The sequence below is a fragment of the Flavobacterium aquaticum genome, from assembly GCF_003259835.1.
Taxonomy (GTDB): domain Bacteria; phylum Bacteroidota; class Bacteroidia; order Flavobacteriales; family Flavobacteriaceae; genus Flavobacterium; species Flavobacterium aquaticum.
Window position 1 is genome coordinate 289,631 of the sequence record NZ_QLMI01000001.1, and the last position, 15,610, is coordinate 305,240.

17 protein-coding genes are annotated in these 15,610 nt (G+C 32.5%); 11 read left to right on the top strand and 6 right to left on the bottom strand.

Features of this window, described 5'->3' with window-relative positions; translation table 11 throughout:
* The first annotated feature begins 87 nt into the window (after window positions 1-87).
* From B0I03_RS01480 to B0I03_RS13180, 7 genes are all read left to right on the top strand, one after another.
* Window positions 88-3,564 (top strand): hypothetical protein, encoded by a 3,477-nt coding sequence (locus tag B0I03_RS01480; RefSeq protein WP_245902899.1) that lies wholly within the window; start codon window positions 88-90, stop codon window positions 3,562-3,564.
* A 13-nt stretch (window positions 3,565-3,577) separates the two neighbouring features.
* Window positions 3,578-4,870, top strand: coding sequence for a glycosyl hydrolase family 17 protein (locus B0I03_RS01485; RefSeq protein WP_245902901.1), 1,293 nt, complete (start codon window positions 3,578-3,580; stop codon window positions 4,868-4,870).
* A 1-nt stretch (window position 4,871) separates the two neighbouring features.
* Complete coding sequence (locus B0I03_RS01490) at window positions 4,872-6,362, top strand: glycoside hydrolase family 30 protein (protein WP_111565710.1); 1,491 nt, start codon at window positions 4,872-4,874, stop codon at window positions 6,360-6,362.
* A gap of 3 nt (window positions 6,363-6,365) precedes the next feature.
* Complete coding sequence (locus B0I03_RS01495) at window positions 6,366-7,880, top strand: MFS transporter (RefSeq protein WP_111565711.1); 1,515 nt, start codon at window positions 6,366-6,368, stop codon at window positions 7,878-7,880.
* A gap of 4 nt (window positions 7,881-7,884) precedes the next feature.
* On the top strand, window positions 7,885-8,805 hold the full coding sequence (locus tag B0I03_RS01500; RefSeq protein WP_111565712.1) for a glycoside hydrolase family 17 protein: 921 nt from the start codon (window positions 7,885-7,887) through the stop codon (window positions 8,803-8,805).
* Window positions 8,806-9,013: 208 nt separating this feature from the next.
* Window positions 9,014-9,598: an RNA polymerase sigma factor gene (locus tag B0I03_RS01505; protein WP_111565713.1), complete on the top strand. Its 585-nt coding sequence runs from the start codon at window positions 9,014-9,016 to the stop codon at window positions 9,596-9,598.
* 51 nt (window positions 9,599-9,649) lie between these two features.
* Window positions 9,650-9,793, top strand: coding sequence for a hypothetical protein (locus B0I03_RS13180; RefSeq protein WP_181452315.1), 144 nt, complete (start codon window positions 9,650-9,652; stop codon window positions 9,791-9,793).
* 33 nt (window positions 9,794-9,826) lie between these two features.
* Here the strand turns inward: B0I03_RS13180 and B0I03_RS01510 are convergent, their stop codons facing one another.
* Together B0I03_RS01510 and B0I03_RS01515 are read right to left on the bottom strand one after the other, a co-directional pair.
* The gene (locus B0I03_RS01510) at window positions 9,827-10,177 is read right to left on the bottom strand and encodes a DUF2200 domain-containing protein (RefSeq protein ID WP_111565714.1); all 351 of its coding nucleotides are present in this window, start codon (window positions 10,175-10,177) and stop codon (window positions 9,827-9,829) included.
* Complete coding sequence (locus B0I03_RS01515; protein WP_111565715.1) at window positions 10,178-10,825, bottom strand: endonuclease III domain-containing protein; 648 nt, start codon at window positions 10,823-10,825, stop codon at window positions 10,178-10,180.
* A gap of 120 nt (window positions 10,826-10,945) precedes the next feature.
* On the opposite strand from B0I03_RS01515, the gene bcp reads away from it, so the two are divergent.
* Window positions 10,946-11,398 (top strand): thioredoxin-dependent thiol peroxidase, encoded by a 453-nt coding sequence (bcp, locus tag B0I03_RS01520; protein WP_111565716.1) that lies wholly within the window; start codon window positions 10,946-10,948, stop codon window positions 11,396-11,398.
* Window positions 11,399-11,433: 35 nt separating this feature from the next.
* Here bcp and B0I03_RS01525 read toward each other — a convergent pair whose 3' ends face one another.
* From B0I03_RS01525 to B0I03_RS01540, 4 genes are all read right to left on the bottom strand, one after another.
* Window positions 11,434-12,279 (bottom strand): hypothetical protein, encoded by an 846-nt coding sequence (locus B0I03_RS01525; RefSeq protein ID WP_111565717.1) that lies wholly within the window; start codon window positions 12,277-12,279, stop codon window positions 11,434-11,436.
* A gap of 21 nt (window positions 12,280-12,300) precedes the next feature.
* Window positions 12,301-13,119 (bottom strand): 3-deoxy-8-phosphooctulonate synthase, encoded by an 819-nt coding sequence (kdsA, locus tag B0I03_RS01530; protein ID WP_111565718.1) that lies wholly within the window; start codon window positions 13,117-13,119, stop codon window positions 12,301-12,303.
* A gap of 92 nt (window positions 13,120-13,211) precedes the next feature.
* A complete protein-coding gene (locus B0I03_RS01535; RefSeq protein WP_111565719.1) occupies window positions 13,212-13,673 on the bottom strand; it encodes a 2-dehydro-3-deoxyphosphooctonate aldolase in 462 nt (153 codons plus the stop codon).
* A gap of 1 nt (window position 13,674) precedes the next feature.
* Window positions 13,675-14,178: a DUF4199 domain-containing protein gene (locus B0I03_RS01540; RefSeq protein WP_111565952.1), complete on the bottom strand. Its 504-nt coding sequence runs from the start codon at window positions 14,176-14,178 to the stop codon at window positions 13,675-13,677.
* A 99-nt stretch (window positions 14,179-14,277) separates the two neighbouring features.
* Between B0I03_RS01540 and B0I03_RS01545 the strand changes: the two genes are divergently transcribed.
* From B0I03_RS01545 to B0I03_RS01555, 3 genes are all read left to right on the top strand, one after another.
* Complete coding sequence (locus B0I03_RS01545; protein WP_111565720.1) at window positions 14,278-14,844, top strand: YeeE/YedE family protein; 567 nt, start codon at window positions 14,278-14,280, stop codon at window positions 14,842-14,844.
* A gap of 2 nt (window positions 14,845-14,846) precedes the next feature.
* Complete coding sequence (locus B0I03_RS01550; protein WP_111565721.1) at window positions 14,847-15,260, top strand: DUF6691 family protein; 414 nt, start codon at window positions 14,847-14,849, stop codon at window positions 15,258-15,260.
* A gap of 78 nt (window positions 15,261-15,338) precedes the next feature.
* On the top strand, window positions 15,339-15,605 hold the full coding sequence (locus tag B0I03_RS01555) for a heavy-metal-associated domain-containing protein (protein ID WP_111565722.1): 267 nt from the start codon (window positions 15,339-15,341) through the stop codon (window positions 15,603-15,605).
* Window positions 15,606-15,610: the final 5 nt, after the last annotated feature.

A 15,610-nucleotide genomic window follows, 5' to 3' on the forward strand; every position in this document is an offset into this window, starting at 1 on the left:
AAATAGCGAATTCATTTACTAGACTTTTTTGAAAAAATAAAGTCTAGTAGTGGATTTCTATGCAAAATAAATTGAAGCAACCCAATCATGAATTTAGGAATAAAAGACAATGCAAGTGCTGAATTAGGAATCGAAAATAAATCGGTTGCTATGGATGTTGTGACGCTCAACGGAGAACAATTCTATAAAATAAACAATAGCGATACCATTCGACCTTTTTTCATGAGTATCGTTTCCGATTCTAATCATTGGATGTTTATTTCCAGTAATGGAGGATTAACAGCTGGAAGAAAAAATGCTGAGTTTGCACTTTTTCCTTATTACACCGATGATAAAATTACAGAATTTGCCGAAATTACAGGAAGTAAAACTATTTTTCAAGTTTCATACAACAACCAAACGCTAATTTGGGAACCATTTTCAGAACGTTTTACTGATAAGTACAACATATCTAGAAATTTATACAAGAACTTCTACGGAAATAAAATTGTCTTCGAAGAAATCAACCACGATTTAGAACTTTCTTTTTCTTACGAATGGAATTCAAGTAACAAATTCGGATTTGTAAAACAAGCTTCCATTAAAAACCATTCTGATAAAGCATATCAAATATCCCTTTTAGACGGAATTCAAAACATTATGCCTCACGGTGTAAGTAGTGATTTGCAAGCTTCAACTAGTAATTTAGTTGATGCTTACAAACGTAGCGAATTGCATCCAAACAGCGGATTAGGAATTTTTGCTCTAAGTGCCATCATCGTCGATAAAGCCGAACCAAGCGAAGCACTAAAAGCCAATACGGTTTTTTCGTTAGGATTAGATAAACCAGCGTATTTATTATCATCGTTGCAGGTTGCTAATTTCAGAAGAAAGCAAAATGTACATCCAGAATTCGATATCAAAGGGGAAAAAGGCGCTTACTTCATCAACACAACATTTAATTTAAATCAAAATGAAGATAAAAATTGGATGATTGTGGCAAACGTGAATCAAAATCATGCCGATATCGTTCAATTAATTGAAACTATTTCTAAGGATAAAACTTTAGAAAATCAAATTAGAGAAGATATAAATCTTGGAACTCAGAAATTGATTGAAATCAATGCTTCTTCTGATGCGCTTCAAGCTACCGAAGACCATCTTCGCGATACAAGACATTTTTCCAATACGCTTTTCAATATTATGCGTGGTGGAATCTTTGATTACAATTACCAAATTGAAAAAAACGATTTTGTTCTGTATATCAAAAAAGCAAATAAAGTTGTTTTTGAAAAATTAAGTAACAAAATCAATCAATTACCAGAAACGTTTTCACTTCAAACTTTAAAAGATTTTGCGAAACAGCAAAATGATTTAGATTTTGAACGTTTAAGTTTTGAATATTTACCTTTAAAATTCAGTAGAAGACACGGTGATCCAAGCCGACCTTGGAATAAGTTTTCTATCAACACCACAAATGAAATCGATGGTTCTAAAATATTAGATTACGAAGGAAATTGGCGCGATATTTTCCAAAATTGGGAAGCACTTGCGCATTCATTTCCAGAGTTTATCGATAACATGATTCATAAGTTTTTGAACGCTTCTACTTTCGATGGGTATAATCCGTATCGTGTTACCAAAGATGGTTTCGATTGGGAAGCGATTGAACCCGATAATCCTTGGTCATACATAGGATATTGGGGCGATCACCAAATCATTTATTTATTGAAATTCTTAGAATTTTGTGAAAAATATGCTCCAGGAAGACTAAACGATTATTTTGAAACCGATTGTTTTGTGTATGCAGCTGTTCCTTACATCATTAAACCGTATGACGAAATTTTAAAAAATCCAAAAGATACTATCGAATACAGTCATTCTTGGGAAAAACTAATCAATGATAGAAAACAACAAATGGGTGCAGATGGTGCTTTGTTACACAGTAACGACAAAAGCATTTATCATGTGAATTTCATCGAAAAAATACTAGCTACGGTTTTATCTAAAATGTCCAATTTTATTCCAGAAGCTGGTATTTGGATGAACACACAACGACCAGAATGGAACGACGCCAACAACGCCTTAGTAGGTAATGGAGTTTCGATGGTTACGTTGTATTATTTAAGAAGATTCTTGAAGTTTTTCGAACAATTATTAGACAATTCGAACTTAGAAAACATCAAAATTTCTAATGAAATGGTCGAATTCTATCATGAAGTCAGAGAATGTTTGTTAGAAAACGAGCACCTACTTTCAGGAAAAATCGATGATGTTTCTAGAAAAGCAATATTAGATAGATTAGGAAAAGCAGCTTCAGATTATCGTTACCAAATCTACAACAGCGGATTTTGGGGTAAAAAACGTACGCATTCCATGCAAGGTTTGAAAAACTTCACCAAAGTAAGTTTAAAGTTTATCGAACATGCTATTGAAGCTAATAAGCGTCCCGATGCTTTGTATCACGCTTACAACTTAATGACAATTGAAAACAATAATTCGATTTCAATTTCTTATTTAAGCGAAATGTTAGAAGGTCAAGTAGCGGTTCTAAGTTCTGGCTATTTATCGTCTAAAGAAAATCTAAAAGTTCTTGATGCATTAAAAGCAAGCAAGTTGTTTAGACAAGATCAATACAGCTATTTGTTGTATCCAAATAAAGAATTACCAAAGTTCATCGAGAAAAATACCATTTCAAAAGAGGCAGTTGCTAAATCTGAACTATTGCAAAATTTATTAGCAAATAAAAACGCGCAAATTATCAATCAAGACATTTTAGGAAATTACCATTTCAACGGAAACTTCCATAATGCCAATGATTTGAAAAAAGCGTTAGCAGAAGTGAAACAAAATACCACTTTTAAAATATTAGTTGAAAAAGAAGAAAATCTTGTTTTAGAAATCTTTGAAGAAGTGTTCAACCACAAAGCTTTCACAGGTCGTTCAGGAACTTTTTATGGATATGAAGGTTTAGGTTCTATTTATTGGCACATGGTTTCAAAATTACAATTAGCGGTTCAAGAATGTTGCCTAAAAGCCATCAATGAAAACGAATCTCCAGAAGTTATCGGGCGTTTATTAGAACATTATTACGAAATAAACGAAGGAATTGGAGTGCATAAATCCCCAACACTTTACGGTGCTTTCCCAACCGATGCTTATTCGCACACACCAGCAGGAAAAGGTGCTCAACAACCGGGAATGACAGGTCAAGTGAAAGAAGATATTTTGAGTCGTTTCGGAGAATTAGGTGTGTTCATTAAAGATGGAATGTTACATTTCAATCCTTGCTTATTGCGTAAAGATGAGTTTTTAACTAAATCCAAATCGTTTGAATATGTAAACGTTCATTTTGAGCACAAAGTCATAGAGTTAACTGAAAATTCATTGGCGTTTACTTTCTGTCAAATTCCAGTTGTATATCAATTGTCGGATAATTCCAATATTGAAATTTTCGACAACCAAGGCAATTCAAAAACGATCAATCAATTAACATTAGATGCTAAAACAAGTCAAGATGTATTTAGTCGAAATGGTGTGATTGAGAAACTAATTGTTAATGTGGTAGCTACCAACTTAAAATAAGAAGGATTGCGATATGAAAATCAAAACAAACATAGCATTTTTCCAACTTTCAAAAGTTTTTCTTTTGATGGGAAGCTTGTGTTTGCTGTTTTCATGTAATTCCAAATCAGAAAGCCAAGAAATGAACGCAAAACCTACAGAAATATCGGCAAAAGAGCTATTAGGAAATCCAAATTACCAAGCCATTTGTTATGGTGGTTATCGAAAAAATACTAGAGCAATTGAGCCTACAATCAATCAAATTAAAGAAGATTTAAAAATCTTAGCCGCATTAAATATCAAAATTGTAAGAACATACAATGTTCATTATAAAGAAGTTTTGAATTTATTGGAAGCCATTACCCAATTAAAAAAGGAAGATGCCAATTTTGAAATGTATGTTATGCTTGGTGCTTGGATTGATTGCAAAAACGCATGGACAGATTTAGAGCCTATTCATAATGAAGAAAGTGATAGAAATGCCATTGAAATTGCTGAAGCCGTTCGTTTAACCAATGCGTATCCAGAAATTATAAAAATTATTGCTGTTGGAAATGAAGCTATGGTCAATTGGGCAACCAGTTATTATGTTACACCAAACATCATTTTGAAATGGGTGAATCATTTACAAAATTTAAAAAAGCAAAACAAATTAGCAAAAGAAGTTTGGATTACAAGTTCCGATGATTTTGCTTCTTGGGGTGGAGGCGATACTAGTTATCATACTAAAGATTTAGAGGATTTAATCAAAGCGGTTGATTATGTTTCAATGCATACGTATCCGTATCATAACACACATTACAATCCAGATTTTTGGCAAACCTCTAGCAATGAAAATCATTTCGATGAATTGCAAAAGGTAAACACGGCAATGGTTCGCGCGCAATTATTTGCTCAAAAACAGTATGAAAATGTAAAAGCTTACGTGCATTCCATTAGTCCAAATAAGCCTATTCATATTGGCGAAACGGGTTGGGCATCTAGTTCTGATGGACATTATGGTATTCACGGATCAAAAGCTTCAGACGAATATAAACAAGCTTTGTATTATCAAAGTATGAGAGCTTGGACGAATAAAGAAAAAATCACTTGTTTCTACTTCGAAGCTTTTGACGAACCTTGGAAAGACAGCCACAATAAGAATGGTTCTGAAAATCATTTCGGGATTTTTACAGTAGATGGAAAAGCAAAATTCGCCTTGTGGAATTTAGTAGATGAAAAGGTGTTTTCCAATTTAAAGAGAGATGGAAATAAGATTAAAAAAACGTATTCAGGCGATAAAGAATTATTGATGAAAAGCGTTTTAGCACCACCAAAAAAAGAGTAAAATGAAAGTAGTTCACTACATACTAAGTTTTTTAATTCTTGTAACAATGATGAATTGTAAAGGAGTCAATAGTGCATTAGAAGTAACCGTTTATGAAACTTCTGAAAATGGAAATGCTTTAAAAAAAGTAGATCAATTTTCTACATCGGAAAATAAGGTTGTGATAAATCTTAATCCTGATGAAAAATTTCAAACGATTACGGGTTTTGGAGGTTCATTTACAGAAGCCTCTGCTCATTTATTGAATAAGTTGAGTAAAGAAAACAGAAAGAAAATTTTGGATGCTTACTTCAGTGAAAGCGGAGCCAATTATTCGCTAACAAGAACAACTATTGCTTCTTGCGATTTTTCTCTAAAGAATTATACTTATGCTAAAGTAGAAAACGACTTAGCTTTAGAACATTTCACTATTGAGGACGATAAAAACGATATCATTCCTATGATATTAGATGCAAAAGCAATTTCTAAAGAAGGATTTAACATCATTGCTTCGCCTTGGTCTTGTCCACCATGGATGAAAGACAACAAAAGTTATGTGGGTGGAAAATTACTGCCAGAATATAACGACACTTTCGCTTTGTATTTTTCAAAATATTTAGAAGCTTATAAAAAAGAAGGTATTGATATTTGGGGTGTAACGGTTATTAACGAACCTCATGGTAATGGTAATAATTGGGAAAGTACTTTATTCTTACCAGAGGAAATGACTTTTTTTGTTCAAAATCATCTTGGACCCAAATTAGAACGTGATGGTTGGAACAACATCAAAATTTTAGGGTACGACCAAAATAGAGCGGGTTTACAAGAATGGGTCGATGCTATGTATAAAGATGAGAAAACTTCAAAATACTTCGCAGGAACTGCTATTCATTGGTACGAAAGCACGTATGAAGTTTTTCCAGAAGCTTTGCAATATGCCCACAAAAAAGCACCAAACAAACATTTAATTCAAACTGAAGCTTGTGTAGATTCGGAAGTTCCACATTGGCAAGACGATGCTTGGTATTGGAAAAAAGAAGCAACTGATTGGGGTTGGGATTGGGCAAGTGAAAAAGAAAAGTATTTGCATCCAAAATACGCACCAGTTAACCGCTATGCTGAAGACATCATCGGTTGTTTGAATAATCAAGTTGATGGTTGGGTAGATTGGAACATGGTTTTAGATAGACAAGGTGGCCCAAATTGGTTCAAAAATTGGTGTGTAGCTCCTGTAATTGTTGATGATAAAAACAATGAGGTTTATTTTACACCCTTGTATTATGTGATGTCACATTTTAGCAAGTTCATGCGACCAGATGCAGTGAAAATTGGTTGTGTTGCTAATAACAAAGAATTGAAAGTGACGGCAGTTCAAAATCCTGACAAATCAATTGCTCTTGTAATATTCAATCCAACCGAAGTAAAACATACTCTTGAAATACAAATTAATAATCAAAATACAGTTATTTCAATCGATGCAAAAGCTTTACAAACGGTGGTAATAAATAAGTAAATTATGGATCAAAATAACAATAACACGGTAACGAAAGTGCCAATTATTCAAAAGGCGGCGTTTGGATCAGGACATTTAGTTAATAATTTATTGCCAGGTGCACTTGGTGTATTTTCATTTTTCCTAATAACAGCTTTTGGAATTGAACCAGCAATTGCAGGTTTACTTTCTGCTATTCCTCGTTTTTTTGATGCACTTTCAGATCCAATTATGGGATTTATAACAGATAATACCACTTCAAAATGGGGAAGAAGAAGACCTTATATTTTTTCAGGGGCAATTTTGGCTTCTATTTTGTTTGTTGTGCAATGGCAAATGTTTGAAGAAAATGGTTCTACTTATAACTTTTGGTACTTTTTACTATTTTCAATTTTATTCATTTTTGCGAATACTGTTTTTTCAACACCATTAATTGGAATGGGTTATGAAATGACAACTGACACTAAAGAACGAACACGATTAATGGGAATAGCCAATAGTGTTGGTCAAATTTCTTGGATGATTGTACCTCTTTTTTGGGTTTTAATAGCGAATAAAGATTTATTTGATAGTCAAGCTGATGGTGTAAGAACACTATCTATTTTTGTTGGATTTGCTTGCTTAACTTTCGGAATTTTACCTGCTATTTTTTGTAAAGAATTAGACGTTTCTGATGCTCAAAGTAAAGCTAATTTAACAATGAAAGATTTGACTGTTAATATGAAGATTTTGTGGGAAAATATGAAAAACATGACCAAAAACAATCCATTTATGCGATTGTGTGGAGCTACATTTTTAGTATTTAACGGATTTCAAATGGTGGCTTCGTTCAGTTATTTCATTATTGTTTTTTACATGTACAAAGGAAGTTATGAAATGGCAGGAACAGTTCCAGCTATATTCTCAATTTTAGGAGCCTTTGCAACTGCAGTTTTAATTATTCCTATTGTTTCTTGGATGGCAAATAGATATGGAAAAAGAAACGCTTTTATCATATCAACTTTTATTTCAATACTTGGCTATATTTTGAAATGGTGGGGATTTGTAGTTGTGGATGAAAACACAGCTGTACTTTTTAATGATGTTGTTTTACAAATTGGTGTTGTTAAGTTTTCTTTAGAAATGCCAATTATTTTATTACTTCCAATTCCTTTTATGGCGTTTGGATTAGGAGGATTGTTTACTTTAATGATGAGCATGACAGCCGATGTTTGTGATTTAGATGAGTTAAGAAATGGTTTACCAAGAAGAGAAGGAACTTTTGGTGCTGTTTATTGGTGGATGGTAAAAATTGGACAATCTATTGCATTGGCGTTAGGTGGTTTGGTTTTGTCTGTAGTAGGTTTTGATGCAGGGAATGCAACTCAATCTTTTGAAACAATGAATCAATTAAGAATTGCAGATATCATAATTCCATCAGTTACTGCAGGTTTAGCGGTTTTAATCATGTGGAATTATAACTTAAATGAAGATAGAGTAAGTAGAATTAAGAAAGAATTAGAAGAAAGAAGAGCTTTAAAGAATAAATCAAATACATAAAATTATGTCATTCAGAACCGATTATATTTTGCATGCCCAACATTTTGATGCTACTCAAGTAGATTTCAATAATGGTTTTGATTTTACAGCACATTCTCCTGAAGATATTCGCAGTTTATATTCAAAGGTTTTACAAAGTGGTATGCACGGACTTTGTTTTAGTATGTATGAAGACGGACAAAAACCAGGTGATCATATTTCAGAAGAGCAGGTGAGAAGAAGATTAAAAATCATGGCACCTTATACAAAATGGGTGCGTTCTTTCTCATGTATTGAAGGAAATGAATTTGTTCCAAAAATCGCACGAGAATTGGGTATGAAAACACTTGTAGGTGCTTGGTTAGGTGATGATGCCGAGAAGAATGAAAAAGAAATTGAAGCTTTAATTCAGTTAGCAAAAGAAGGATTTGTAGATATTGCCGCTGTTGGAAATGAAGTGATGTATCGAAAAGATTTAACTGAAGATGAACTTTTAGCTTTTATCCAAAGAGTTAAAAAAGAAATACCTGCTCATATTCCTGTAGGCTATGTAGATGCTTATTATGAGTTCACCATCAAACCCAGAATTACCGAAGCTTGTGATGTAATTTTAACCAATTGTTATCCGTATTGGGAAGGTACTAATCAAGAATATTCGTTGTCACACATGAAAAGTATGTATCATCAAGCTATGGCTGCCGCAAATGGTAAAAAAGTAATCATCACCGAAACGGGTTGGCCAAGTCAAGGAGAAAGTTTCAAAGATTCGCATCCTTCTGAAGAAAATGCCATGAAATACTTTATCAATTCCCAACTTTGGTCAAAAGAGGAAAACATAGAAATGTTTTATTTTTCATCTTTCGATGAATCTTGGAAGGTGGGTCCGGAAGGTGAAGTAGGAGCACATTGGGGAATTTGGGATAAAAATGAGAAATCAAAGTTTTAATGCTTTTTACAAGAATTAGCTATTTTTTGTGTTGTTTTTGAAACTTATTTTTAGTTTTATTGCATTCTAAATGTTAAATTTTTAAATCAGATTTGTTTTTTAATAAAATTTTATGTTAAATTTGAAGTATTAATTTCAAAAACAAAATAGCCTATAACACACAATTACTTTTAGAATCTGAGACTTAAATTAACTAAAAGGTATTGTTATGGCTAATCTTGTACTTCCAGATGCAGTGTTGGTAAAGAATTATATAAGCGGAGATGAATCTGCTTTATCTTCATTAATCAACAGACATCAATCAAAAATCTACGGATTTATTTATTCCAAAATAAACGACAGAGATTTATCGGATGATATTTTTCAAGATACCTTTATTAAGGTAATTAAAACCTTAAAATCACAATCGTATAACGAAGAAGGAAAATTTTTACCTTGGGTAATGCGTATTGCTCATAATTTGGTTGTAGACCATTTTAGAAAAGCAAAGAAAATGCCTTATCAGCGGGAGACTGAAGAATATTCTATATTTAACTATATGACCGATAATAGTTTGAATATTGAAGGACAAATTATATCAGAACAAGTTGAAACGGATTTAGCTAAATTGTTAGATGAGCTTCCAGCAGATCAAAAAGAAGTTTTGGTTATGCGAATGTATCAAGATTTAAGTTTTAAGGAAATAGCTGATTTAACAGGTGTTAGTATCAATACAGCCTTAGGAAGAATGCGTTATGCTTTGTTGAATTTGAGAAAAATTATAGAAAAAAATCAAATTATTTTGACGAACTAATACTAAAAGTGAAATTTTGTCGTTAAAGGTTTATAAACCAAATCATAATTAATGGCAAAACTTTACTCTAAGAAAAAATTAGCAACTCAGAAAATGAAACCTAAAAAAGAAACGATTTCGTTTTTACTCAATTATTCAAAAGCATTGAGTATACATAAAGTGGGAAATTCAAGTTTTGAAATTATCGCTAATTAAGGAAAATGCCTCAAAGAGATTTGAGGCATTTTTTTATTTTCTTAAAATCTTATCCATCGTTTTACCTTTCGCTAATTCGTCAATTAATTTATCTAAATAGCGCACTTTTTTCATCAACGGGTCTTCAATTTCTTCAATTCTATAACCACAAATAACACCTGTAATTTTAGAAACGTTTTCGTTTAATTGAGGTGCTTTTTCAAAAAAGGTTTCGAAATCTACTTTTGTGTCAATTTGCTTTTGAAGGCTTTCAAGCGTGTAACCTGTTAACCAACAAATAATTTCATCGACTTCCGCTTTAGTACGATTTTTTTTCTCTGCTTTGGTCACATAATGTGGATAAACACCAGCAAAGATCATATGATTTATACTTCTTGATGCCATTTATTTTTTAATTTCATTAATTACACTTTTTCTTCCAATCGTCTTGGTAATAATATCTTTCTCTAAATTCCAACCACGAGCAGGAGAATATTCTCTTCCGTACCAAATAATTTGTAAGTGTAAATCGTTCCAACATTCCTCTGGAAAAATACGTTTAGCATCTTTCTCAGTTTGTTGTACGTTTTTACCATTGGTTAAACCCCAACGATACATCAATCGGTGAATGTGCGTATCAACAGGAAAAGCTGGAACTCCAAAAGCCTGACTCATTACTACACTTGCGGTTTTGTGTCCTACTGCAGGTAAAGCTTCCAAAGCTTCAAAACTTTGTGGTACTTCGCCATTGTATTTTTCAATTAAAATTTCTGATAAACCATGAATTCCTTTTGATTTCATAGGTGATAATCCACACGGGCGAATAATTTCCTTGATTTCTTCCACACTCATTTTTACCATATCATACGGATTGTCGGCTTTGGCAAACAAAATTGGAGTAATTTGATTCACGCGAACATCCGTGCATTGTGCTGAAAGTAACACAGCAATTAGTAAAGTATAAGGATCTTTATGGTCTAACGGAATTGGAATTTCAGGATATAATTCATTTAACGTATTTATAACAAATGTTATCTTCTCGCTTTTGGTCATTTTTAACTAAATTTGATTCGTAAAGTTATAAAGTAAAAGCGCAATATCAAAATTCAATTTCATCGAAGAGTTTTGAACCTTTTAAACTTATAAACATCTAACCTTTTAAACCAAAAATAAATGACAACATTAAAAGCAGGAGATAAAGCCCCTAATTTTTCAGGTTTAGACCAAAATGGAACTTCTCATACATTAGCTGATTACAAAGGAAAAAAACTAGTAGTCTTCTTTTATCCAAAAGCAAGTACGCCAGGTTGTACAGCAGAAGCTTGCGATTTAAGAGATAATTATGCTCGTTTTCAAGCGAATAATTATGCTTTATTAGGCGTAAGTGCTGATAGTGCTAAAGCCCAAGCTAAGTTTATAGAAAAATATGATTTACCTTTTCCATTATTAGCGGATGAAGATAAATCGGTAATTCAAGCCTTCGGTGTTTGGGGACCGAAGAAATTTATGGGAAGAGAGTATGATGGTATTCACAGAACTACTTTTGTAATTGATGAAAACGGAATTATCGAAGAAGTAATTTCCGATGTAAAAACGAAAGCACACGCTGCTCAGATTTTAAAATAAATAAAAAAGCTCGAAGATTTACTTCGAGCTTTTTTTTAGATTCTAAAAATCCCTCCAACAGTTAAGATTCTCTGTAAAAACCAAAAATTTTGTTCGGCTGAATCTGCTTTGTCTTGAGTAGTTCTTATGTTGTTCATTTCTATATAACCTCCTTTTAATTCGGTTTGAATAAAGAAATACTTAAAGAAAGTTAGGTTTAAACCTACTTTGGCAGATAAACCATATCCTGCAATATTAAATTCGTCGTATCTGTCTTTTCCTAAAAGTGTTGTATTAGTTTTTGGATATAAAAATCCACCACCAATACCTTCTGTAATATTTACTTGAATTTTATCGGTATTTCCAATTCTAAAAAGTTTGGAAATATCATCTACACGAGAAATTTCAGTATTTACATAATTTAATCCGTCTGTGTGTTCAAATAATAAGAAATCTTCATCTAATGTTAATTCTCCGTCAGCTGGATTTTCATTGTAAGTTCCAGGATTTGGATAATAACCAGAGTAACTTACTCTTCTGTCGTTATACATTACATATTTCATGTGGTCAAATCCAATCGAAATATTATAGTGATCAGAAATAAAATACCCAATTCGTAAGTTCGTTTGAGGAATAGTCATTCGAGCTGGGTTGATATAATCGATGTGAAAACCTTTTGGTTTATCGTGAGCCGATACATTATGAAGCGTAAAATCATAATCAGCACCTTTAAATCGGATATCTGATTTTGAATACGATTCGCGGTTTCCACCCCAAAAAATATAAAATTTTCCTTTATTATGCGCTGTGTATTTTTCAGGATTTTCGACTGTTTCTTGCGAAAAGGTGTACTGTGAAAAAACACAAAAAGTTAGTACAACCATTAAAAATGGATGTTTCATTTAAAGTTTAAAAATAAAAAATTAGAATTGATTAATTGTTTTTCGGATGGCAACAAGTTTAGTCATTAAACCTTCAAAATAGTCTAAATGTAACATGTTAGCACCATCACTTTTTGCATTAGCTGGATCAAAATGAGTTTCAATAAAAATTCCGTCTACACCTACAACAATTCCTGCTTTTGCAATAGTTTCAATCATGTCAGGACGACCACCCGTTACACCAGTCATTTGATTTGGTTGTTGTAATGAATGCGTAACATCTAAAACTGTAGTGGCATATTGTTGCATCGTTGGAATTCCTCTGAAATCTACAATCATATCTTGGTAACCAAACATGGTACCTCTATCAGTAACCATAACGTTTTGGTTGTTGCTATCTAAAACTTTTTGAACCGCATGTTTCATACTTTCTGGACTCATGAATTGTCCTTTCTTTAAGTTTACGGTTTTTCCAGTATTTGCCGCAGCTACTACTAAATCTGTTTGACGAACTAAAAACGCCGGAATTTGTAATACATCAACGTATTCAGCTGCCATTGCTGCATCTTCGTTGGTGTGAATATCAGTAACCGTTGGTACGCCAAATTCTTTTGATACTTTTTGAAGAATTTTTAAGGCTTTTTCGTCACCAATTCCAGTAAAACTATCTACTCTAGAACGGTTTGCTTTTTTAAAAGAACCTTTAAAAACGTAAGGAATTTGTAATTTATCAGTAACAGTAACAATTTTCTCTGCAATTCGCATTGCCATTTCTTCGCCTTCAATGGCGCATGGACCTGCTAATAAGAAAAAGTTTCCGCTATCGGTATGTTTTATTTGTGGGATGTTTTGTAAATTCATTTGTGTTGATTTTGAAGTTGCAAAGATAAAAAGAAAAACCTTTCAAACAGCGGTTCAAAAGGTTACAAATGTTACTAATAACTAAAAAAGATTTATTTAGTGTCTGAAACTGGTTTTTTAATTGAAAATCCTTTCGGACATAAGATTTTCCCTTTTTCAAAAATATTAAAATATAAGGTGATTTTTTTAGCACTTCCTTCAAAAAATACTTCATATATACCGATAGTTCCAGCTCCCATTAAACTATTTTTTGAGGGAAAAGGACAACAAGTATCCACTTTCTTGTAGCTTATTTTTTCGCCATTTGGACCTTGTAATCCGTTAAAATAATATTCAATATTGATGTCTTCCTGTTTTTCATGTATGAAACCAATATTGATTGGATAATCTTGATCGTATCCATATTTGCTATCCGTTGCGTATTCTGTAATTACATAAGCTTTATCTTTAATGGCAGGACGAATAGCTGTATTGTCTACATTTTTTAAAGTGGATTGAGTACTTACACAACTTGTTAATAAAAGTGCCGTAATTATTGAAAATAAGTATTTCATTTTATTTTGTTTTAATTGTTGTATCTGGTGTTTTTGTTTTTATCATATAAGCAACAATCGCGCCAATAACAACGCCAAATGATAATCCACCAGAAATACTTTGCCAAATGTAGGCCGTTAAGTTAAAGTAACTTTTAGCTTCTTCTAAGGTTAGTCTTTTACTTTCTACCGAAAGTGCAATTAACTTATCGAAATAGTTGGGAGTAATAAATTCGTGTGTAATAAATTGTGTAATTGGACTAAAAATTACTACAATAAAAGAAATAACAACTCCCGAAATGAAACCTTGTTTCCAACTCATTTCGCCATTATAATAATTCTTTTTTTTGTCTCTTAAAGCTAAGTAGTACAAAAGAAAATTTGGAAAAATAATAAGCATTGTAAAAAACATTTGCCATTTTATTTTTTCGTCATGAAATCCTAGTTGCTTTTCTAAGGTCATCCAAGCCAAAAAAATAATAGTAGAAATAATCGCCCATTTGAATTCGATTGTAAATTTTTTCATTTGGTAAGGTTTAGTTTGATAGTCCAAATTTACTATAAAATGTAACAAAAGTTACAAATCCCGATTTGAATTTCTATTTTTGCTAAAAATTGCAAAACTATGGAACTTCTTTTTGGAACATGGCATTGGGCTATTTCGGGTTTTTTAATCGGGATGACGATGTTAATTTTGACTTATTTTGGTAAATCGTTTGGGATGTCTTCTAACCTTCGTACCATGTGTACTATGGCAGGAGCAGGAAAATTTAGTGATTTCTTTAAGTTTGATTGGCGCGAACAAAAATGGAGTTTAGCAGTCGTTTTAGGTGCTTTTGTAGGCGGATTTATTGCTTTTTACTTTCTTTCCAATGGAAGTGGTGTAAATATCAATCCTGATACTGTTTCGCAATTACAAACCTTAGGAATTGACGCTCCAAATGGTAAGTTAATGCCAGATGCTATTTTCAGTATTGAAACGTTACAATCTCCAAAAGGATTCGCTATTTTATTAATTGGCGGATTATTAATTGGTTTTGGAACGCGTTATGCTGGTGGATGTACTTCAGGTCATGCTATTTCTGGTTTGAGTAATTTGCAATTACCTTCTTTAGTTGCGGTTATCGGATTTTTTATTGGTGGCTTAGCCATGGCACATTTTATTTTACCTCTAATTTATAAAACAGCATAAGTATGAAATTAGCACGTTTTTTTCTGACAGGAATTTTTTTCGGGATTGTTTTAACAAAGGCTGAAGCGGTTTCGTGGTATCGTATTTATGAAATGTTTCATTTTCAATCGTTTCACATGTATGGAATAATTGGAACGGCATTATTTACGGGTGTTATTGGACTTCAATTGATTAAAAAATATAAAATAAAAGATTACAAAGGACTTCCAATTAATGTTATTGAAAAAGAGCGCGGTTTTTGGCGTTATATTATTGGCGGAAGTATGTTTGGATTGGGTTGGGCTTTAGTAGGAAGTTGTCCTGGACCTATTTTTATTCTTTTAGGAACTGGAACTTATGCCATTGCGGTGGTGTTGATTGGAGCTTTACTTGGAACTTATATTTATGGTTTGGTGAAAGACAAATTGCCTCATTAAAGTTAAGTTAAAGTAACCTTTGTTACAAAGCAGTACCGTTAGAATTTTGTAAATTTGTTATTCATAAATTCAATACAAATGGAAACTACAATTCATATACAAAATTTAAAATGTGGCGGTTGTGCCAATACCATAACGAAAGGAATTTCATCAATTGAAGCTGTTCAAAATGTTTCAGTAAATGTTGATGAAAGTACTGTGACATTCTCTTATGAAACAGAAGCACAAGTAAACGAGGTAAAAAACAAATTAAAATCACTCGGTTATCCTGAAGATGGTGAAGCTAATACACTTGGTGCTAAGGCTAAATCCTATGTAAGTTGCGCAATAGGAAAAATGAGTTAAAATAC